This is a genomic window from Bacillus sp. FSL K6-1366, from assembly GCF_037976695.1.
Taxonomy (GTDB): domain Bacteria; phylum Bacillota; class Bacilli; order Bacillales; family Bacillaceae; genus Bacillus; species Bacillus subtilis.
Map to the genome: position 1 here is coordinate 3379942 of NZ_CP150268.1, position 21851 is coordinate 3401792.

The following is a 21851-nucleotide window of genomic DNA, read 5'->3' on the forward strand; positions in this document are numbered from 1 at the left end:
TTTCCATATACCATACTCTATGAGTAAGATGAACTGATAGTTTAGACGAATATATTGCCATGTGAAAAAAAATAGGATAGAATTAGTACCTGATACTAATAATTGATCACAACCTGATTGATCTTCTAAATTTAAGATATAAAGGAGTCTTCCCTAATGAAAGCTGGAATACTTGGTGTTGGACGTTACATTCCTGAGAAGGTTTTAACAAATCATGATCTTGAAAAAATGGTTGAAACTTCTGACGAGTGGATTCGTACAAGAACAGGAATAGAAGAAAGAAGAATCGCAGCAGATGATGTGTTTTCATCACATATGGCTGTTGCAGCAGCGAAAAATGCGCTGGAACAAGCTGAAGTGGCTGCTGAGGATCTGGATATGATCTTGGTTGCAACTGTTACACCTGATCAGTCATTTCCTACGGTCTCTTGTATGATTCAAGAACAGCTCGGCGCGAAGAAAGCGTGTGCTATGGATATCAGCGCGGCTTGTGCAGGCTTTATGTACGGGGTTGTAACCGGAAAACAATTTATTGAATCCGGTACCTACAAGCATGTTCTAGTTGTCGGTGTAGAGAAGCTCTCAAGCATTACCGACTGGGAAGACCGCAATACAGCCGTTCTGTTTGGAGACGGAGCAGGCGCTGCGGTAGTCGGGCCAGTCAGTGATGACAGAGGAATCCTTTCATTTGAACTAGGAGCCGACGGCACAGGCGGTCAGCACTTGTATCTGAATGAAAAACGACATACAATCATGAATGGACGAGAAGTTTTCAAATTTGCAGTCCGCCAAATGGGAGAATCATGCGTAAATGTCATTGAAAAAGCCGGACTTTCAAAAGAGGATGTCGACTTTTTGATTCCGCATCAGGCGAACATCCGTATCATGGAAGCTGCTCGCGAGCGTTTAGAGCTTCCTGTCGAAAAGATGTCTAAAACTGTTCATAAATATGGAAATACTTCTGCCGCATCCATTCCGATCTCTCTTGTAGAAGAATTGGAAGCCGGTAAAATCAAAGACGGCGATGTGGTCGTTATGGTAGGATTCGGCGGAGGACTAACATGGGGCGCCATTGCAATCCGCTGGGGCCGATAAAAAAAGGTGAGGTGCACACAAGATGACTAAAAAAAGAGTAGTTGTTACAGGACTTGGAGCATTATCTCCACTTGGCAACGACGTCGATACAAGTTGGAATAACGCAATCAACGGTGTGTCCGGAATCGGTCCGATCACTCGTGTTGACGCTGAAGAATATCCGGCAAAAGTTGCCGCTGAATTAAAAGATTTTAATGTTGAAGATTATATGGATAAAAAAGAAGCCAGAAAAATGGACCGCTTTACACAATATGCGGTTGTGGCTGCGAAAATGGCGGTTGAAGACGCAGATCTTAACATTACCGATGAGATCGCGCCGAGAGTCGGTGTTTGGGTAGGCTCCGGTATCGGAGGACTTGAAACACTAGAGTCTCAATTTGAAATCTTCTTAACAAAAGGCCCAAGACGGGTAAGCCCGTTTTTCGTGCCAATGATGATTCCTGACATGGCGACAGGCCAGATTTCTATTGCATTAGGAGCAAAAGGGGTGAACTCTTGTACGGTTACAGCATGTGCTACAGGAACGAACTCCATCGGTGACGCGTTTAAGGTTATTCAGCGCGGTGATGCAGACGTGATGGTCACAGGCGGAACAGAAGCGCCGCTGACAAGAATGTCATTCGCCGGCTTTAGTGCCAACAAAGCGCTGTCTACTAATCCAGATCCGAAAACAGCGAGCCGCCCGTTTGATAAAAACCGTGATGGCTTTGTCATGGGGGAAGGTGCAGGGATTATCGTTCTTGAAGAACTTGAGCATGCCCTGGCCCGCGGCGCTAAAATTTACGGAGAAATTGTCGGCTACGGCTCAACCGGAGACGCTTATCATATCACAGCGCCGGCCCAAGACGGCGAAGGCGGAGCGAGAGCGATGCAAGAAGCCATTAAAGATGCAGGCATTGCACCTGAGGAAATTGATTACATCAATGCTCACGGGACAAGCACGTATTACAACGACAAATACGAAACAATGGCGATTAAGACCGTTTTTGGCGAGCATGCGCATAAACTTGCGGTAAGCTCTACAAAATCGATGACAGGCCACCTCTTAGGAGCAGCCGGCGGTATTGAAGCCATTTTCTCTATCCTTGCCATTAAAGAAGGCGTGATTCCGCCGACAATCAATATTCAAACACCTGACGAAGAATGTGATTTGGATTATGTGCCTGATGAAGCCCGCAGACAGGAACTTAATTATGTTCTCAGCAACTCATTAGGATTCGGCGGACACAACGCAACATTAATCTTTAAGAAATATCAATCATAATCAAGCCAAACCGGCTGCCCTTAAAGGGTAGCCGGTTTTTTTTGTGTGCATAGGATTAAAAGAGGAGGCGATCACATGAGTGTAGAACAAACATATAGCTGGCTCAGGAAGGCCGGTTCAATAGATGATTTGGCGCACTACATTATCCCGCTTTTTTCAGGTGCGGAGAAAAAGAACTGGAAGGGCATTCTGGGACACCTTCAGCATCATGGGATGTTTAAAAACATAAAAGAGGGTATTCAGACGGTTTCCAAGCTGAAGGAAAAAGGTTTTTACGGACATATTCAAAAGGAAGAACAGTACCTCAAAAACAAATGGCAAGGTCCTGATGTACCAATTGTTACGCTGCCGGTTGATGAACGAAACAGGAGAATCCGTTTAGAGTTCGGATCAAAATCAGGACTCGCCTTTCAAGACAAAATGTTCCTTTTTCTTTCGTCAGATTTAGATTTTGGGTCGGTATCTGCCCTTATGACGCATGAGTATCATCACGTTTGCCGGTTAGGTCATCTGACAAAAGAGGAAAAGGATGTCACATTACTTGATACAATCATCATGGAAGGGCTGGCGGAATATGCTGTTTATGAGAGGTTCGGCCGAAGTCAAACGGCTGAGTGGACGACTTGGTATACACCGGAGCAGCTTCAGGCTTTATATGAAAAAAAGATTGCGCCCCATCGGGATATCAAACGGGATAATCGATTATTTCCCCAGCTGTTATTCGGCAAAGGATATCAGCCAAAAATGCTTGGATACGCAGTTGGATTCAATATTGTAAAAAAATATTTAACCGCCAGCAAGGCAAGCGCCGCAGACGGGCTGTCCATTCCTGCTGAGACCTTTTTGGATGCAATGCTTTAAAAGGATAAAATAATGGAATTTCATTAATAATATTACATTTATCCTAAAAAATTCTTGATTTTGCAAAATGATTGTAATAATATACAACTATAAAATTTTTCGATAATTCAATATTATTTATTATTTCTGAATAAGGGGATTGCTTTCTCTTGAAAACGTTTGACAACAAGAGGGGGGAAAGGGGAGCTAGCATGAGCACACTTTTAGAAGTGAATAATTTAAAGACATATTTTTTCAGGAAAAAGGAGCCGATCCCTGCGGTTGACGGAGTCGATTTTCACATCAGCAAAGGCGAAACCGTCGCGCTTGTAGGTGAATCGGGCTCCGGAAAAAGCATTACTTCTTTATCAATTATGGGCCTCGTCCAAAGCTCAGGCGGAAAAATCATGGACGGCTCTATTAAACTCGAAGACAAAGACCTCACCTCATTCACTGAAAACGATTATTGCAAAATCCGCGGTAACGAAGTATCCATGATCTTTCAGGAACCAATGACCTCCCTTAATCCGGTGTTAACAATCGGAGAACAAATTACCGAAGTGCTGATTTACCATAAAAACATGAAGAAAAAAGAAGCCCGTCAACGAGCTGTTGAACTCTTGCAGATGGTCGGTTTCTCCCGGGCGGAGCAAATTATGAAGGAGTACCCGCATCGGCTGTCCGGCGGTATGAGACAGAGGGTGATGATTGCCATCGCACTGAGCTGTAATCCTAAACTGCTCATTGCCGATGAACCAACGACAGCGCTGGACGTGACAATACAAGCCCAGGTGCTGGAGCTCATGAAAGATCTCTGTCAGAAGTTCAATACATCAATTCTTCTCATCACACACGATTTAGGTGTCGTGTCTGAGGCTGCCGATAGAGTGATTGTCATGTACTGCGGACAAGTCGTAGAAAACGCCACTGTTGATGACTTATTTTTAGAACCGCTTCATCCGTATACAGAAGGCCTGCTTACGTCAATTCCTGTTATAGATGGAGAGATTGATAAATTAAATGCGATTAAAGGCAGTGTGCCTACACCGGATAATCTGCCGCCGGGGTGCCGTTTTGCCCCAAGGTGCCCGAAAGCTATGGATAAGTGCTGGACAAATCAGCCTTCGCTTTTGACACACAAAAGCGGAAGAACGGTGAGATGCTTTTTATATGAGGAAGAGGGTGCCGAACAATCATGACAGCAGCTAATCAAGAAACAATCTTAGAGCTTCGTGACGTAAAAAAATACTTTCCGATCCGGTCAGGCCTTTTTCAAAGAAAAGTCGGTGATGTAAAAGCGGTGGATGGTGTTTCATTTTCGTTAAAAAAAGGAGAAACACTCGGAATCGTTGGAGAGTCGGGCTGCGGAAAATCGACTGCCGGCAGAACGATGATCAGACTGTACAAACCGACAGAGGGCCAAATTCTTTTTAAAGGGCAGGATATTTCCAATCTGTCAGAGGAGAAGCTGCGGAAGAGTGTCCGCAAAAATATTCAAATGGTTTTCCAAGATCCATTTGCTTCGTTAAACCCGAGAAAGACCCTGCGTTCCATCATAAAGGAGCCGTTTAATACGCACAACATGTATACCATGCGTGAACGAAACGAAAAAGTTGAAGAGCTGCTTGCAAGAGTAGGGCTTCACCCGTCGTTTGCCAGCCGTTATCCCCATGAGTTTTCCGGCGGCCAGCGTCAGCGGATCGGCATTGCCAGAGCACTCACTTTGAATCCAGAGCTGATCATTGCAGATGAGCCGGTTTCCGCACTTGATGTATCCATTCAGGCCCAAGTGATTAACTTGATGGAGGAATTACAGGAAGAATTTAATCTTACGTATCTATTTATCTCTCATGATCTGAGTGTCGTCCGCCATATCAGCGACAGAGTCGGAGTAATGTATCTTGGCAAAATGATGGAGCTGACCGGCAAGCATGAGCTTTATGACAACCCGCTTCACCCATATACCCAAGCGCTTTTATCCTCCGTTCCGGTTACAAGAAAAAGAGGATCTGTCAAACGTGAACGCATTGTCCTGAAGGGAGAACTGCCTAGTCCGGCCAAACCGCCAAAAGGCTGCGTATTCCACACAAGATGTCCTGTTGCAAAACCGATATGCAAGGAACAAATACCAGAATTTAAAGAAGCTGCTCCCAGCCACTTTGTGGCTTGTCACCTTTATAGCTAATGTTGCCCGCACAGCTTTGAGAGGGGGTATGCACACTACATAAACAACAGCTGAGAAGAACGAACATTTCAAGAGGGGGAATATCTAATGAAAAGACGGAAAACCGCACTGATGATGCTAAGTGTATTGATGGTTCTGGCCATCTTTTTATCAGCCTGCTCGGGATCAAAATCGAGCAACAGCAGCGAGAAAAAATCAGCAGGCAAACCGCAGCAAGGCGGGGATTTGGTTGTTGGTTCAATCGGAGCGCCAACACTTTTCAACTCATTATATTCAACAGATGAATCAAGTACAGATATTGAACAAATGATTTACAGCTTTTTAACGAAAACCGATGAAAACTTAAATGTCAAAATGTCACTGGCGGAAAGTGTGAAAGAGCTGGATGGCGGATTGAAATATGACGTAAAAATCAAAAAAGGCGTTAAGTTCCATGACGGAGAAGAGCTTACTGCCGATGATGTCGTCTTTACGTACAGCATTCCGCTTAACAAGGATTACAAAGGAGAGCGCGGCTCTAACTTTGAAATGCTGAAATCAGTAGAGAAAAAGGGAGATTATGAGGTTTTATTTACGCTGAAATACAAAGATCCTAACTTCTATAACAATACGTTAGACAGCTACGGGATTCTGCCTGAGCACATTTTAAAAGATGTACCGGTTGCAGAGCTTGAAGATAACGAATTTAATAGAAAAAATCCAATCGGCTCGGGGCCTTTTAAATTTAAAGAATGGAAAGACGGACAATACGTGAAGCTTGTTGCTAATGATGACTACTATGACGGCCGTCCGTATTTAGACAGTGTCACGTATAAAATCATTCCTGACGCCAATGCAGCAGTTGCCCAGCTTCAGGCCGGAGATATTGATTTCTTTAACGTGCCGTCAACTGACTATAAGACAGCTGAATCGTTTAATAATGTCAAAGTCGTAACAGATTTAGCGTTAAGCTATACGTATATCGGCTGGAATGAGAAAAATGAGCTGTTTAAAGACAAAAAAGTGCGCCAGGCGCTTACGACAGCTTTAGACCGTGAAACAATGGTGCAAACTGTATTAGATGGGGATGGGAAGGTCGCTTATATCCCTGAAAGCCCGGTTTCATGGAACTATCCGAAAGATATAGAGGTTCCTAAATTTGAATACAACGTCAAAAAAGCTAAGAAGATGTTGAAAGAAGCCGGCTGGGAAGATACTGACGGTGACGGCATCCTCGATAAAGACGGTAAAAAATTCGAGTTTACACTGAAAACGAATCAAGGAAATAAAGTTCGTGAAGACATTGCAGTTGTTGTTCAAGAACAATTGAAGAAAGTCGGGATTAAGGTAACGCCGCAAATCGTTGAGTGGAGTGCATTAGTAGAACAGACAAATCCACCTAATTGGGACTATGACGCAATGGTTTTAGGATGGAGTTTATCAACGTTCCCAGACCATTACGATATCTTCCATTCTAGCCAGTCTGAAAAAGGCTTAAATAACATGTGGTACAAAAACCCTGAAGTTGATAAGCTTCTCAAAGATGCAAAATCAATCAGTGACCGTAACGAATACTCAAAAGCTTACGAAAAGATTTACCAAAAACTTGCTGAAGATCAGCCGTATACCTTCCTTTACTATCCGAACAACCATATGGCGATGCCGGCTAACTTAGAGGGTTATGTGTATCATCCAAAACGCGAGTTGTACCAAATTGAAAAATGGTGGCTTGCCCAATAATTTATAATTTTCCCTTGCAGGGGAGGGAGTGCGTTTCCTTCCCCTTTGAATTTGAAAAAGAACAACGAAGGGGACAAGAATATGGTTACATATATTATTCGAAGAACGTTATCTTCGATTCCTATTCTTTTGGGAATTACAATTTTGTCTTTCATTATTATGAAAGCCGCTCCAGGGGACCCGATGACACTTATGATGGATCCTACGATCAGCCAGGCAGACAGGGCTCAGTTTATTGAAAAGTACGGTCTCAATGACCCTGAGTATGTTCAATATTTAAAATGGCTGGGCAATATGGTTCAAGGCGATTTCGGCACATCCATCATCAGAAAAGGGACGCCTGTTTCAGAACTGATTTTAGCACGGCTGCCCAACACACTCCTCTTGATGCTGGTGTCAACAATTTTGGCGCTGATCATTTCCATCCCATTCGGGGTAATTTCTGCAAAAAAACCTTATTCGAAGCTGGACTACGGCATTACATTTACTTCATTTATCGGTTTGGCAATCCCGAATTTTTGGTTCGGTTTGATTTTAATCATGGTGTTTGCCGTGAATCTCGGCTGGTTTCCAACCGGGGGAGTCGCCACCCTTAACTCAGATTTCAGTATAGTAGACCGGATTCATCATTTGCTTTTACCCGCTTTTGTGCTGGCGACAGCTGATATGGCAGGCTTAACGAGATATACAAGATCCAATATGCTTGATGTTTTAAATCAAGATTATATCCGGACTGCCAGATCAAAAGGTTTCAAAGAGAATCGAGTATTATTTAAGCACGGCTTGCGGAATGCACTATTGCCTGTTATTACGATTTTCGGCTTAATGATTCCTTCCTTTATTGGCGGAGCGGTTGTCGTAGAGCAGATTTTCACTTGGCCGGGATTAGGAAAGCTGTTTGTCGATTCAGCATTCCAGCGCGATTATCCGGTTATCATGGCAATGACTGTGATCTCGGCGGTTCTTGTCGTTGTCGGAAACCTCATTGCAGACATCCTTTACGCGATTGTTGATCCGCGGATCGAATATTAAAAGGAGGGAAACAGAGATGTCAGAGCTGCAAACAACTCCCTCGCCGGAGATCAGGCTGAAAGAAAATATTTCGAAAAAGCCAGAAACAATGACAAAGATTTTCTGGGAAAAATTCTCGAAAAACAAACTGGCCATTTTAGGTGCCGTTATTCTTTTTATCATTATTATGTCTGCTGTTTTCGCCCCTTTAATTGCACCTTATCCCCAAGAGCAGCAAAGCCTGCTTGATAAATATAAGGCGCCGGGCCTTGAACATCTGATGGGAACGGATAAATTTGGACGTGATATTTTCAGCCGGATCCTATATGGAGCGCGTGTCTCTTTATTGGTTGGATTTGCGTCCGTAGTCGGTTCGATTTTGATCGGAACGGTTTTAGGAGCATTAGCCGGATATTTCAGAGGAATAGTGGATGCTGTCATTATGCGTGTAGTTGACATTGTGTTATCCATTCCTGATATTTTCTTGTTGATCACGCTGGTCACCATCTTCAAGCCGGGTGTGGACAAACTGATTTTAATTTTCTGTCTCACAGGATGGACCACAACAGCACGATTAGTAAGGGGAGAATTCTTGTCGCTCCGTTCAAGGGAATATGTTCTTGCTGCTAAAACAATTGGAACAAAAACGCACAAAATTATTTTTTCTCATATCCTGCCCAATGCGTTAGGGCCGATTATCGTGTCAGCTACGCTGAAAGTTGGGTCTGTTATTCTAGCTGAATCGGCGCTAAGCTACTTGGGCTTTGGAATCCAGCCGCCAATCGCTAGCTGGGGGAACATGCTTCAAGACGCACAGAATTTCACAGTAATGATTCAAGCATGGTGGTACCCGTTATTTCCCGGGCTATTTATTTTAATGACCGTTTTATGCTTCAACTTTGTCGGTGATGGCCTGCGGGATGCGCTTGACCCGAAAAATATTAAATAAAAATGAATATCATATCTGTGATAAAATATCACCAAATCAGAAAAAAGCAGATCTTCTTTTGTCAGAAAATATACAAAGAGATCTGCTTTTTATGATTCTTACATAAACCCAGTGATTCCAGATTTCCTCAATCTCTTTGGAATAATTTCTCTATCCCTTGCCTATACTGTGGACAACAGTTTTTATAAAAGTGAGGGGTTAGAGATGTTATTTCTTCATGATGTGTGGGTCAATTGGTTTGAAGGGGAAGAAAATGGCTACAATGTATGCCACTTTCACGAATGGCGCAAGGAAGATACGGTTGAGCTTTTGGATCAGGTGCCGCTGTTAAGGGTGCCGTCAGTACTGTTTCATTACATAGAAAACGATTTGTCAGAGCTTCCGGAAGGTTTGCTTGAAGACGTACATCAGAAATCGTACATTCGGAAAAATCATGAGCGGACAAAGCTTGAGTATTGTTTTGTCGTAACAGACGGAATCGGCATTTTAGCTGTCGACACGATCGGCTACACGATCCCTGTCAGAAAAAGCCGTCTGATCCCAAGACAGGAGCAGCTCGTTTATGAAATGGTAAAAGATGTAGAGCCTGAAGCATATGAATTTGAGCCAAAGAAGCTGGAATCCTCTAAGGAATATCACATCTTATCATTAGCACCAGAACATGTCAGAGGACTGACGAGAAAAGAACGGCAAATCAAGCAGCTGATGTTTATGGCGCTTGACCAATTGAAAGGGCTGAAAAACCGGGCGGAAATCGGCTACTGGTACACAGAGTGGAATCCGCATATGTATGAACAAATCAAAAGGATGAGCTTTGAAGAGATTTGGGACATGCTGTATAACGAAACAATTGAAGGCTGGTCGGACAAGCACCTAGCTTTTTGCGAAAACCTAATAAAAGGACAGCCTTTTTTCGAAAAGCTGTGGGAAATGGAAAACGAATCAAAGGTCAACTAAAAAAAACCGCTCTTTGCAAAGAGCGGTTTTTTGATTAGCGTCTTTTTCTTCCAAGACCCATGGCATTCTCCATTTTTTTCAGCATTTTGTTTGCTGTCCGGTTCGCTCGTTCCGCGCCTTCATCAAGAATCCGGTCTAATTCTTCAGATTCTATTAGCTCATAATAGCGGTCCTGGATCGGTTTTAATGCGTTCACCACGACTTCTGCCAAATCACCTTTAAACTCGCCGTAGCCTTTTCCTTCGTACTTTGCTTCAAGCTCTTCAATTGTCGTATTGCCGAGGATTGAATAAATTGTAAGAAGGTTTGAAACGCCCGGTTTGTTTTCCTTATCAAATTTCACAATGCCTTCAGAATCCGTTACAGCGCTTTTGATTTTCTTTTCAAGCTGCTTCGGCTCATCCAGCAATGTAATATAAGCTTTCTGATTCGGATCAGATTTGCTCATTTTCTTCAGCGGATCATTCAGAGACATGATACGTGCACCGACTTTTGGAATTTTCACTTCCGGAATCGTAAAGATGTCGTTGTATTTTTTGTTGAAGCGTTCTGCAAGATTCCGCGTCAGCTCAAGGTGCTGCTTTTGATCCTCGCCGACAGGTACAAGATCCGTTCCGTACAGCAGAATATCAGCGGCCATTAGCGGCGGATATGTTAACAGGCCGGAGACGACAGCTTCATTGCCTTTGGATTTGTCCTTAAATTGAGTCATCCGCTCAAGCTCGCCGATATAGGCGACACACTGCATCATCCATCCGGCCTGCGCATGCGCGGGGACCTCTGATTGAATAAACAATGTTGCTTTTTCTGGATCAAGTCCGACAGCTAAGTAAAGCGCTGCGAGATTGCGGATATTCTTTCTAAGCTCAAGCCGGTCTTGAGGAACAGTTATCGCATGCTGGTCCACGATGCAAAAATAGCTGTTATAATCATGCTGCAGTTCGACAAACTGCTTCATTGCACCGATATAGTTGCCGAGCGTCACTGAGCCGCTTGGCTGAATACCTGAAAAAATCGTTTGTTTCATGAAAACATCAACCTCATTTCTTAAAACATAATAAAAAAGGCTCATTCTTCCCCTGTAAAAAAGGGACGAATGAACCGTGGTACCACCCTGATTATTCCATTAAAATGGAATCACTCTGACGTTTGTAACGGAGACTGCTCCGGCTGAGCCTACTTTTTTCCAGTTCGGTCAGCTGCTCCAAAGTCCATTCCACATTGCCCGTTATCTGCTCCCAGCACCGCAGACTCTCTTCAAACAGGTGAAACGTGTACTACTCTTTTTCATAGCAAGCTTTTCTTTTGATTGCTTCATTATAAATCAATTATAACCAATTGTCATCATGAAAAAACATTCTTTTTTCCAGTAAAATTGTAATAATATAAATAACACGAGTGCTGTAAAATCCTTAAATGATAACTGCTATCAGCGTAAAAACAGGCAGATATTATATGTAAAAAGCAATATGGGCAGAAAACACATGAAAAAGTTTTTAATCAATTTATGCTTTAAATGGTAGAAGGATATTATGTTCATGGAAGAAAAACTAACGAAGTTTAAATATTTTAAATTGATAAAATAATATTGCAATAAATTATTTGTTTCATTATAATGAACTTGTTCACTCTATTGTTACAGCTTTTTTACAAAAATAATCAGAAAAGACGGAACAGAATAAAAGTTGTGGAAACTCAGGTTCATTTGTCTGATATTTCTGAGGATTTAGCCGTAAGGAGCTGAAAATTATTATTAGGGGGTTTGCGAATATGAAAAAACGTTGGTCGATTGTCACGTTGATGCTCATTTTCACTCTCGTGCTGAGCGCGTGCGGCTTTGGCAGCAGCGGATCAAACGGTGAAGGGAAAAAGGACAGTAAAGGAAAGACGACACTTAACATTAATATTAAAACTGAGCCGTTCTCCTTACATCCGGGATTGGCAAATGATTCAGTATCAGGCGGTGTTATCCGTCAGACTTTTGAAGGATTGACACGTATCAATGCAGATGGTGAGCCTGAAGAAGGCATGGCTTCTAAAATTGAAACGAGCAAGGACGGAAAGACATATACATTTACCATTCGTGATGGTGTGAAATGGTCTAATGGAGACCCTGTAACTGCACAAGATTTTGAATATGCTTGGAAATGGGCGCTTGACCCTAATAATGAATCACAATACGCTTACCAGCTCTACTACATAAAAGGTGCTGAAGCGGCGAATACCGGAAAAGGCAGCCTAGACGATGTGGCAGTAAAAGCTGTGAATGACAAAACGCTGAAGGTTGAATTAAATAACCCGACTCCATATTTCACTGAATTAACTGCGTTCTATACGTATATGCCGATCAATAAGAAAATTGCAGAGAAAAATAAAAAGTGGAATACAAATGCCGGAGATGATTATGTATCAAACGGGCCGTTCAAAATGACGGCATGGAAACACAGCGGCTCTATTACTCTCGAAAAAAATGACCAGTATTGGGATAAAGACAAAGTCAAACTGAAGAAAATCGATATGGTTATGATCAACAATAACAATACGGAACTAAAAAAATTCCAAGCTGGCGAACTTGATTGGGCCGGTATGCCGCTCGGACAGCTTCCGACAGAATCCCTGCCGACCCTGAAAAAAGACGGTTCTTTACATGTTGAGCCGATTGCAGGAGTGTATTGGTACAAATTCAACACTGAAGCTAAGCCATTAGACAACGTCAATATCCGTAAAGCTTTAACATATTCGCTTGACCGTCAGTCGATTGTTAAAAACGTTACGCAAGGAGAGCAAATCCCGGCAATGGCTGCAGTGCCGCCTACAATGAAGGGATTTGAGGATAACAAAGAAGGATACTTCAAAGACAATGATGTCAAAACAGCAAAAGAATACCTTGATAAAGGCCTAAAAGAAATGGGCTTAAGCAAGGCATCTGATTTGCCAAAAATCAAATTGTCTTACAACACTGATGACGCACACGCGAAAATCGCTCAAGCAGTACAAGAAATGTGGAAGAAAAATTTAGGCGTTGATGTTGAGCTTGATAACTCAGAGTGGAATGTCTATATTGATAAGCTCCACAGCCAAGATTATCAAATCGGCCGTATGGGCTGGCTCGGCGACTTCAATGATCCTATCAACTTCCTTGAATTGTTCCGCGACAAAAACGGAGGAAATAACGATACAGGCTGGGAAAATCCAGAATTCAAAAAGCTTCTGAATCAGTCACAAACTGAAACAGATAAAACAAAACGTGCAGAGCTGCTGAAAAAAGCAGAAGGTATTTTCATTGATGAAATGCCGGTTGCCCCAATCTATTTCTATACTGATACTTGGGTACAGGATGAAAACCTAAAAGGTGTTATCATGCCAGGTACTGGTGAGGTTTATTTCAGAAACGCATATTTTAAATAAGGCTACGTCTGAAAATAAAAGACCTCAAGGTATATGGGGAGAAAAGCCCCATATACCTTTCTTACTGATGGAGTATAAAAATGTAAAAACCATGGAGGTGTTCCCCCTTGCTAAAATATATCGGAAGACGCTTAGTCTATATGATTATCACACTATTTGTGATTGTAACTGTGACATTCTTCTTAATGCAAGCAGCACCGGGCGGGCCATTTTCAGGTGAGAAAAAGCTTCCGCCTGAAATTGAAGCAAATTTAAATGCGCATTATGGCTTGGACAAGCCGCTGTTTGTACAATATGTCAGTTATTTGAAATCAGTTGCAATGTGGGATTTCGGACCGTCATTTAAATATAAAGGTCAGAGTGTTAACGACCTGATCAGTTCAGGTTTCCCCGTTTCATTTACTCTTGGAGCAGAAGCTATTCTCCTCGCTTTAGCGTTAGGTGTATTGTTTGGGGTCATTGCAGCCCTTTACCATAATAAGTGGCAGGATTATACCGTCGCGATTTTAACGATATTTGGTATTTCGGTTCCGAGCTTTATCATGGCGGCTGTTCTGCAATATGTGTTCTCCATGAAGCTTGGGCTGTTTCCGGTCGCGGGGTGGGATTCCTGGGCATACACCTTTTTGCCTTCCATCGCACTTGCTTCCATGCCGATGGCGTTTATTGCCAGACTTTCCCGTTCAAGCATGATCGAAGTGTTAAACAGTGATTATATCCGCACAGCGAAAGCGAAAGGGCTTTCCCGCCCAGCGGTTACAGTGCGGCACGCCATTCGAAACGCGCTTTTGCCGGTTGTTACATATATGGGCCCGATGGCCGCACAGGTCTTAACGGGGAGCTTCATTATTGAAACCATTTTTGGGATTCCGGGGCTTGGTGCACACTTCGTCAACAGTATTACAAACCGTGATTATACGGTCATTATGGGTGTAACGGTGTTCTTCAGTGTCATCCTGCTATTGTGTGTATTAATCGTAGATGTGTTATACGGCATTATTGATCCAAGAATCAAGCTTTCCAAAGCAAAGAAAGGAGCCTAGGCCATGCAGAACATTCCAAAAAACATGTTTGAACCAGCCGCAGCGAATGCCGGCGATGCAGAAAAAATAAGTAAAAAGAGCCTTTCCCTCTGGAAAGATGCGATGCTTCGCTTCCGCAGCAATAAGCTTGCAATGGTCGGGCTTATCATTATCGTACTTATTATCCTTATGGCAATTTTTGCGCCGATGTTCTCAAGGTATGATTATTCAACTACTAATCTCTTAAATGCGGATAAGCCGCCTTCAAAAGATCACTGGTTCGGAACAGATGATCTTGGACGGGACATTTTCGTCCGTACATGGGTAGGGGCGCGAATCTCAATCTTTATCGGTGTTGCAGCTGCTGTTCTCGATTTGCTGATCGGCGTCATTTGGGGGAGCATTTCAGGCTTCCGCGGAGGAAGAACAGATGAAATCATGATGCGTATCGCTGATATCCTTTGGGCAGTTCCTTCATTATTAATGGTTATCTTACTGATGGTTGTTCTTCCGAAAGGTCTATTTACGATTATTATTGCCATGACGATTACAGGCTGGATTAATATGGCCAGAATCGTGCGCGGACAAGTGCTGCAGCTGAAGAATCAGGAGTATGTGCTTGCTTCACAGACACTGGGTGCAAAAACATCCCGTCTTCTATTTAAACATATCGTGCCAAACGCAATGGGTTCTATTTTGGTCACGATGACACTGACAGTTCCTACTGCGATTTTTACAGAAGCCTTTTTAAGCTATTTGGGACTTGGTGTTCCGGCTCCGCTGGCAAGCTGGGGAACGATGGCTTCTGACGGATTGCCTGCATTGACCTATTATCCGTGGCGTTTATTCTTCCCTGCCGGATTTATCTGCATTACAATGTTTGGCTTTAACGTTGTCGGCGACGGATTAAGAGACGCATTGGATCCTAAGTTACGTAAATAAGGGAGTGATACGGGTGACACGCCTATTAGAAGTAAAAGATTTAGCAATTTCATTTAAAACATATGGCGGAGAGGTCCAGGCGATCCGCGGAGTGAATTTCCATCTGGATAAAGGGGAGACGCTGGCCATTGTTGGAGAATCAGGTTCCGGAAAAAGTGTAACCTCTCAAGCGATTATGAAGCTGATTCCAATGCCTCCGGGTTATTTCAAACGCGGTGAGATCCTGTTTGAAGGAAAGGATCTGGTGCCGCTGTCCGAAAAAGAAATGCAAAATGTCCGGGGAAAAGAGATCGGCATGATATTCCAAGATCCGATGACCTCCTTAAATCCAACGATGAAGGTCGGTAAACAAATTACGGAAGTGCTTTTTAAACACGAAAAGATCTCGAAGGAAGCGGCTAAAAAACGCGCGGTTGAACTGCTGGAATTAGTCGGTATCCCAATGCCGGAAAAGCGGGTGAACCAATTTCCGCATGAATTTTCAGGCGGGATGAGACAGAGGGTTGTCATTGCCATGGCGCTTGCAGCGAATCCGAAGCTTCTGATCGCCGATGAGCCGACAACTGCTCTTGATGTAACGATTCAAGCGCAAATTTTGGAATTAATGAAGGATTTGCAAAAGAAAATTGACACGTCCATCATCTTTATCACACACGATCTTGGTGTTGTGGCTAACGTTGCTGACCGGGTCGCTGTCATGTACGCGGGACAGATTGTAGAAACCGGTACGGTAGACGAAATCTTCTACGATCCGAGACATCCGTACACTTGGGGGCTTCTTGCATCCATGCCGACACTGGAAAGTTCAGGAGAGGAAGAGCTGACTGCAATTCCGGGCACGCCGCCTGATTTGACAAACCCGCCAAAAGGAGATGCTTTTGCCCTGCGGAGCTCTTACGCGATGAAAATCGATTTTGAACAGGAGCCGCCAATGTTTAAGGTATCCGATACTCATTATGTAAAATCGTGGCTGCTTCATCCTGACGCGCCAAAGGTAGAGCCGCCTGAAGCGGTAAAAGCGAAAATGCGTAAACTGGCAAACACGTTTGAAAAACCTGTCTTAGTGAGAGAAGGTGAATGAATTGACTGAAAAACTATTAGAAATCAAACATTTAAAACAGCACTTTGTCACGCCGAGGGGAACGGTTAAGGCTGTAGATGATTTATCATTTGATATCTATAAAGGTGAAACATTAGGGCTGGTTGGTGAATCTGGCTGCGGTAAATCGACAACAGGCCGAAGCATTATCAGGCTGTACGAAGCAACCGATGGTGAGGTGCTGTTCAACGGCGAAAATGTGCACGGGAGAAAATCGCGGAAAAAGCTGCTGGAATTCAACCGCAAAATGCAGATGATTTTCCAAGACCCCTATGCATCCCTGAATCCGAGAATGACAGTTGCTGATATTATTGCTGAAGGCCTTGATATTCATAAGCTGGCGAAAACGAAAAAAGAGCGGATGCAGCGAGTTCATGAACTATTGGAAACAGTGGGATTGAACAAGGAACACGCGAACCGCTATCCTCATGAATTTTCCGGCGGCCAGCGCCAAAGAATCGGGATTGCCAGAGCGCTTGCTGTTGATCCGGAATTCATTATCGCGGATGAGCCGATTTCCGCTTTGGATGTATCCATTCAAGCGCAGGTCGTGAATTTAATGAAAGAACTGCAAAAAGAAAAAGGGCTCACATACCTGTTTATTGCCCACGATTTATCGATGGTCAAATACATCAGTGACCGCATTGGCGTCATGTATTTCGGGAAACTGGTTGAGCTTGCGCCGGCAGATGAGCTTTATGAAAATCCGCTTCACCCATATACAAAATCATTGCTTTCTGCGATTCCGCTTCCTGATCCGGACTATGAGAGAAATCGCGTTCGCCAGAAATATGATCCGTCCGTCCATCAATTAAAGGATGGGGAAACGATGGAATTCCGTGAAGTCAAACCGGGACATTTTGTGATGTGCACGGAAGCCGAATTTAAAGCTTTTTCATGATTCATCAATCCTTCAAGAGATTTCTCTTGAAGGGTTTTTTTGCGTCCTCATAGAAAGTGAGAATGATAACATTTACAATTAGAGGAAAAAAACGGAGGCGAAATACGATTCAATTTCTGCATAACAAAAATGTTTTTGCACTATTGCTGTCTCAATCTTTTCAATCTTTAGCAGGAGTCCTCGTCACAATCGTTTTAATGGTCCGGGTCTATCAAATGACTGACTCTGTTTTTTTGGCGGGCCTTATTTTATCGTTCATGTCGTTTGCGAGTATAGCAGCAAGCTTTTGCGTCTCTCCGGTGCTTCGCATTCTCGGTTTTAAAAAGGTGCTTGCGGGAGCGAATCTGCTGAGAGCGGTCTTTATAATACTGATGGCATACAGCGTCACTCATCACGGACAGGCATTCTTTTGGATTACGCTGCTGTTTGTGTTTTGTTTTTCCTTCGCGGGCGCTTTTTTTCAGCCGGCAAGATTTGCGCTGCTGCCGATTATTGTTCCAAAGAAGCAATATGTAAAAGCGAATGGTGTGATCTCCCTCTCGAATCAATTGTTCTTAACAGCAGGCTGGGGCCTTGGAGGCCTTCTGACGTACGCCGTCCCTTTTGAACTCGTTGTCGGCGCTGCCATTTGCCTGTTTGTTCTATCGGGAGCTTCCATCAGTGTGCTGCATGTAAATGAAGAAGAGGCTGCAGGAACTGCTGAAACAGCTTCTGCCAGAAGTATATGGAAGGATTTAATGATCATCCCTATTGTAAGAGACATTACTGTAATGGACATGTTAGAAGCTTTGGCGGGTTCCGTATGGTCATCTGCTATTCTCCTCGCATTTACTGCGGCTGTTTTGCATGAAACAGAGGTGTGGTGGGGGATGTTTAACGCTTCCTATTTTATAGGCGCAATTGTCGGCAGTGTGATTGCTATTCGTTTTTCTTCTTTTTTTGAGCGGAATATGGGCTATGCCATTATGTTCAGCTCGCTTGTAATGTCGGCGCTGACCCTTTTGTTTTCATTTTCTCCAGTCCCGTTTTTATGCGCTCTGGCTTGTGCTGCAATGGGGCCTTTTTATCAGGTGCGTGATATTTGCCAGGAAACCATGCTGCAGGAGGTTATTCCCGAGCAGAAACGCATCGGAATCATGGCTGCAAAAAATGCGATTTTGACTCCTTGGTCAGGCGTCACCTACTCCATTATGGGGCTAGTGGCTGATGCTGCTGGTGCGAAAATAGCTTTTATCGCGGCTGCTGCATTATATATCATGACATTTCTGATTGCACTGGCGCAGCCCCGTCTGGTTCATTACAGGCGAGAAAATCGAGTTCAATGAGATACACTTCAAAATGAACGGAGCAGCTGGCTCGGTTTTTGCTGAAAAAAAATGAAACCATGGCGGAAGTTCGCACGTCTTTATAGATGTAAGGCTGTTTAAACAAGAAGAAATGGGGTATATCTAAAAGTATGAAGACAACGAACTCATAAGGAGCAAATCAATGAACTGGTATGAAAAGCTTAGCGAGTACTTTCCAATTGAAGAAATGAAATCAAAAGCGCATATGGAAGCTCTTCTGAAAGAGCGAAGCGATATTTATCATAAAGATGAAGGCAAACATCATATTTTAATGTTTGCGGAATTCGATTCTTTTATCTTCGTTGATTATCTGTATGTGTCTAAGGATGCAAGAGGGCAGGGGCTTGGCGGCAAATTGATCGCGAAGCTGAAAAAGAAAAATAAGCCCATATTGCTCGAGGTGGAACCTGTTGATGAAGATGATACTGATACAGAAAAACGCCTGAGGTTTTATCAAAGAGAGCATTTCAAGCATGCTCAGTCAATTGGGTACCGGCGCCGGTCATTGGCTACGAATGAAGTAAACAAGATGGAGATTCTGTACTGGTCACCAAAAACAGAATCAGAAGAAGAAATTCTTGAAGCCATGAAACAAACATATGAAAACATTCATACTTATAAAGACGAGAAATGGTACGGGGAATCGTACGAAAAAACGGATGAAGTCCTGAAACTCATTGATGAAGAAAAACAAAAAAATATTTTCGATCAGTTAAGCTAATTGAGAATTAGAACATATCATGAACATTAAAAATTTGCTGGATTGACACATTTTTTTCTTAGGATACTGTTCACACTTACTTTTTTATAGTATAATACCTGTAAAGATTCCTTTTTTAGAGTAATTTCAATTTAAGAATAAAATAGATGTTCATCCTACTAATTAGAGGAGTGAAGATGAATGGTTACACTATACACATCACCAAGCTGTACTTCATGCAGAAAGGCGAGAGCGTGGCTCGAGGAGCACGAGATTCCATTTGTAGAAAGAAACATTTTCTCTGAACCTTTATCAATTGATGAAATAAAACAAATTCTTCGAATGACTGAGGATGGAACAGATGAAATCATCTCAACCCGTTCAAAAGTATTCCAAAAACTGAATGTGAACGTTGAATCTATGCCGCTGCAAGATTTGTACCGCTTGATCAACGAGCATCCAGGTTTGCTTCGCCGTCCGATCATCATTGACGAAAAACGTTTGCAGGTCGGATATAACGAAGACGAAATCAGACGTTTCCTGCCAAGAAAAGTTCGCTCTTTCCAATTAAGAGAAGCACAGCGTTTGGCAAACTAATAGATCGTATCATCAAAAGAAGGCTGAGTCATCAGCCTTCTTTTATTTTTCAACCTGCTGGTAATAAATGCTCGCAAGGATGACAAACGCAACCGTCAAAATGGGGAGGAGCGTTTCAACTGTGCCGTGCTGCGCCATAAAAAGCGACAGCTTTTTGTCTCTGACAATCATTTCTCCGCCAGTATAAGCAAGCAGCCCGCTTCCCGCGTAAATCAGAAGCGGTATTTTCTCTAGTGCAATATGGATGAGTTTGCTGCCCCAAATAATAACCGGAACCGATACACACAAACCTATAACAACGAGAGAAAACTCACCGTGTGATGCTCCCGCAACTGCGATAACGTTGTCCAGCGACATAAAGAGATCTGCAAGCACAATCGTTCGTATCGCTCTCCACAGGGAGGTGCTGCTTTTAATGTGCTTCGTGTCTTTTTTTTCAATCAGCAGCTGATATCCTAAATACAGCAGGAAAATTCCGCCGGCGCACTGCAAGAACGGAATGTTCAAAAGATATACAGCTGCACTTGTTAATCCGATTCTCATGGCAACGGCAATAAATGTTCCGAGAATAATGGCTTGCTGTCTTTGCTTGTCCGGCAAATGTCTGCTGGCCATGGCAATAACAACCGCGTTATCTCCGCCGAGGATCAGGTCAATCCCAACAATGACAAGCAGAGAAATCAGATAGTCATGCTCCATGAAGCGGCACCTCGCTTTCAGTCCTTCGCTTGTACTACTACTATATGAGACAGGTTGTATTTTATGATATCAGCCGCCTGAACTGCCGTTTTTTAGGCAAAGGTGCATTTTTATTTCTTTTGTGACTGTTTTATCATAAAATAGAAATACAAAGGAATTCACACTGGCCTTGGTTAAGGTTAAGATGTGGACGGAATGGGTAAAGTGTAGTAAAGTACAATTAATCGGGAGCTTAGATGTCCCTTCAACATCTTATATAGAAGGGAAGGTTGGCAAATGGAAATTGAAAGAATTAACGAGCATACAGTAAAATTTTATATGTCTTACGGAGATATTGAAGATCGCGGTTTTGACAGAGAAGAAATTTGGTATAACCGTGAGCGCAGTGAAGAACTTTTCTGGGAAGTCATGGATGAAGTTCATGAAGAAGAGGAATTCGCTGTGGAAGGCCCACTTTGGATTCAAGTTCAGGCACTGGACAAAGGATTAGAAATCATCGTCACAAAAGCCCAGCTTTCCAAAGACGGACAAAAGCTCGAACTGCCGATTCCTGAGGATAAAAAGCAAGAACCAGCATCTGAGGATCTTGACGCCTTGCTGGATGATTTCCAGAAAGAAGAGCAAGCCGTCAATCAGGAAGAGAAGGAGCAAAAGCTTCAATTTGTCTTGCGATTTGGCGATTTTGAGGATGTTATTTCTCTATCTAATTTGAACGTTAACGGAAGCAAAACGACTTTATATTCGTTTGAGAACCGATATTATTTATATGTAGATTTTTGCAATATGACTGATGAAGAGGTTGAAAATCAGCTAAGCATCCTGCTGGAGTACGCAAATGAATCCTCAATCAGCATACACCGTCTTGAAGAGTACGGCAAGCTGATTATTTCAGAGCATGCTCTAGAAACGATAAAAAAACACTTTGCATCATAGCAAACCGATTTCCTTCCGGAAATCGGTTTTTTTTATGCACGAAAATGCCATTTTAGAGATGTGAAAAATCAAAAACATATAGACAAGCGGAAAATACGAACAGGAGTTGATCATCTTTTCCAGAAAGTATACTTCATCTGGAAAGGAGAGATGACAATTGTTTAGTGCTGTGACTGAAGACGGC

General features: G+C 43.0%; 22 protein-coding genes and 1 other annotated feature. Of the genes, 19 read left to right on the plus strand and 3 right to left on the minus strand.

Annotated elements, in window-relative coordinates:
* Window positions 1-156 precede the first annotated feature (156 nt).
* The 9 genes from fabH to MHI44_RS17705 all read left to right on the plus strand — a co-directional run bounded on the left by fabH (window position 157) and on the right by MHI44_RS17705 (window position 10020).
* Entirely contained in the window at window positions 157-1095 is a 939-nt protein-coding gene (fabH, locus tag MHI44_RS17665; protein ID WP_003232971.1) for a beta-ketoacyl-ACP synthase III, read from the plus strand.
* A gap of 22 nt (window positions 1096-1117) precedes the next feature.
* Window positions 1118-2359: a beta-ketoacyl-ACP synthase II gene (fabF, locus tag MHI44_RS17670; protein ID WP_003244890.1), complete on the plus strand. Its 1242-nt coding sequence runs from the start codon at window positions 1118-1120 to the stop codon at window positions 2357-2359.
* 75 nt (window positions 2360-2434) lie between these two features.
* A complete protein-coding gene (locus tag MHI44_RS17675; RefSeq protein WP_014479439.1) occupies window positions 2435-3220 on the plus strand; it encodes a DUF2268 domain-containing protein in 786 nt (261 codons plus the stop codon).
* 191 nt (window positions 3221-3411) lie between these two features.
* The gene (appD, locus tag MHI44_RS17680) at window positions 3412-4398 is read left to right on the plus strand and encodes an oligopeptide ABC transporter ATP-binding protein AppD (protein WP_003232965.1); all 987 of its coding nucleotides are present in this window, start codon (window positions 3412-3414) and stop codon (window positions 4396-4398) included.
* A complete protein-coding gene (gene appF, locus MHI44_RS17685; RefSeq protein WP_029317611.1) occupies window positions 4395-5384 on the plus strand; it encodes an oligopeptide ABC transporter ATP-binding protein AppF in 990 nt (329 codons plus the stop codon). The genes appD and appF overlap by 4 nt, the downstream gene beginning before the upstream one ends.
* 87 nt (window positions 5385-5471) lie before the next feature.
* Window positions 5472-7103, plus strand: coding sequence for a peptide-binding protein (locus tag MHI44_RS17690; protein WP_029317612.1), 1632 nt, complete (start codon window positions 5472-5474; stop codon window positions 7101-7103).
* Window positions 7104-7184: 81 nt separating this feature from the next.
* Window positions 7185-8135 (plus strand): ABC transporter permease, encoded by a 951-nt coding sequence (locus tag MHI44_RS17695; protein WP_014476430.1) that lies wholly within the window; start codon window positions 7185-7187, stop codon window positions 8133-8135.
* A 16-nt stretch (window positions 8136-8151) separates the two neighbouring features.
* Window positions 8152-9063 carry an oligopeptide ABC transporter permease AppC gene (gene appC, locus MHI44_RS17700; RefSeq protein WP_003232961.1) on the plus strand — a complete coding sequence of 304 codons (912 nt, stop codon included), beginning with the start codon at window positions 8152-8154 and terminating at the stop codon, window positions 9061-9063.
* 204 nt (window positions 9064-9267) lie between these two features.
* Window positions 9268-10020, plus strand: coding sequence for a YjbA family protein (locus MHI44_RS17705; RefSeq protein WP_003232959.1), 753 nt, complete (start codon window positions 9268-9270; stop codon window positions 10018-10020).
* A gap of 34 nt (window positions 10021-10054) precedes the next feature.
* Here the strand turns inward: MHI44_RS17705 and trpS are convergent, their stop codons facing one another.
* Window positions 10055-11047, minus strand: coding sequence for a tryptophan--tRNA ligase (trpS, locus tag MHI44_RS17710; RefSeq protein WP_003245134.1), 993 nt, complete (start codon window positions 11045-11047; stop codon window positions 10055-10057).
* A gap of 58 nt (window positions 11048-11105) precedes the next feature.
* Window positions 11106-11320, minus strand: a binding site (T-box leader).
* A 470-nt stretch (window positions 11321-11790) separates the two neighbouring features.
* Between trpS and oppA the strand changes: the two genes are divergently transcribed.
* The 8 genes from oppA to spx all read left to right on the plus strand — a co-directional run bounded on the left by oppA (window position 11791) and on the right by spx (window position 20035).
* The gene (oppA, locus tag MHI44_RS17715; protein WP_339202498.1) at window positions 11791-13428 is read left to right on the plus strand and encodes an oligopeptide ABC transporter substrate-binding protein OppA; all 1638 of its coding nucleotides are present in this window, start codon (window positions 11791-11793) and stop codon (window positions 13426-13428) included.
* A gap of 107 nt (window positions 13429-13535) precedes the next feature.
* Window positions 13536-14471 (plus strand): oligopeptide ABC transporter permease OppB, encoded by a 936-nt coding sequence (oppB, locus tag MHI44_RS17720; RefSeq protein WP_003245554.1) that lies wholly within the window; start codon window positions 13536-13538, stop codon window positions 14469-14471.
* A 3-nt stretch (window positions 14472-14474) separates the two neighbouring features.
* Window positions 14475-15392, plus strand: coding sequence for an oligopeptide ABC transporter permease OppC (oppC, locus tag MHI44_RS17725; protein WP_003232954.1), 918 nt, complete (start codon window positions 14475-14477; stop codon window positions 15390-15392).
* A 4-nt stretch (window positions 15393-15396) separates the two neighbouring features.
* The gene (oppD, locus tag MHI44_RS17730) at window positions 15397-16473 is read left to right on the plus strand and encodes an oligopeptide ABC transporter ATP-binding protein OppD (protein ID WP_014906294.1); all 1077 of its coding nucleotides are present in this window, start codon (window positions 15397-15399) and stop codon (window positions 16471-16473) included.
* 1 nt (window position 16474) lies between these two features.
* Entirely contained in the window at window positions 16475-17392 is a 918-nt protein-coding gene (oppF, locus tag MHI44_RS17735) for an oligopeptide ABC transporter ATP-binding protein OppF (protein ID WP_003245567.1), read from the plus strand.
* 107 nt (window positions 17393-17499) lie between these two features.
* Entirely contained in the window at window positions 17500-18717 is a 1218-nt protein-coding gene (locus MHI44_RS17740; RefSeq protein WP_339203575.1) for an MFS transporter, read from the plus strand.
* Window positions 18718-18880: 163 nt separating this feature from the next.
* Entirely contained in the window at window positions 18881-19459 is a 579-nt protein-coding gene (locus MHI44_RS17745; protein ID WP_003224597.1) for a GNAT family N-acetyltransferase, read from the plus strand.
* 180 nt (window positions 19460-19639) lie between these two features.
* Entirely contained in the window at window positions 19640-20035 is a 396-nt protein-coding gene (gene spx / locus MHI44_RS17750) for a transcriptional regulator Spx (RefSeq protein WP_003245483.1), read from the plus strand.
* A 42-nt stretch (window positions 20036-20077) separates the two neighbouring features.
* Here spx and MHI44_RS17755 read toward each other — a convergent pair whose 3' ends face one another.
* A complete protein-coding gene (locus MHI44_RS17755) occupies window positions 20078-20734 on the minus strand; it encodes a TerC family protein (RefSeq protein WP_003232944.1) in 657 nt (218 codons plus the stop codon).
* Window positions 20735-20903: 169 nt separating this feature from the next.
* On the opposite strand from MHI44_RS17755, the gene MHI44_RS17760 reads away from it, so the two are divergent.
* Both MHI44_RS17760 and mecA read left to right on the plus strand, forming a co-directional pair.
* Window positions 20904-21044 (plus strand): hypothetical protein, encoded by a 141-nt coding sequence (locus MHI44_RS17760; RefSeq protein WP_119122854.1) that lies wholly within the window; start codon window positions 20904-20906, stop codon window positions 21042-21044.
* Window positions 21011-21667: an adaptor protein MecA gene (gene mecA, locus MHI44_RS17765; protein WP_003232942.1), complete on the plus strand. Its 657-nt coding sequence runs from the start codon at window positions 21011-21013 to the stop codon at window positions 21665-21667. The genes MHI44_RS17760 and mecA overlap by 34 nt, the downstream gene beginning before the upstream one ends.
* On the opposite strand, the gene MHI44_RS17770 is transcribed toward mecA, so the two are convergent.
* Window positions 21662-21781, minus strand: coding sequence for a hypothetical protein (locus MHI44_RS17770; RefSeq protein WP_339202499.1), 120 nt, complete (start codon window positions 21779-21781; stop codon window positions 21662-21664). The two genes, mecA and MHI44_RS17770, sit on opposite strands and share 6 nt — an antisense overlap.
* Window positions 21782-21851 lie beyond the last annotated feature (70 nt).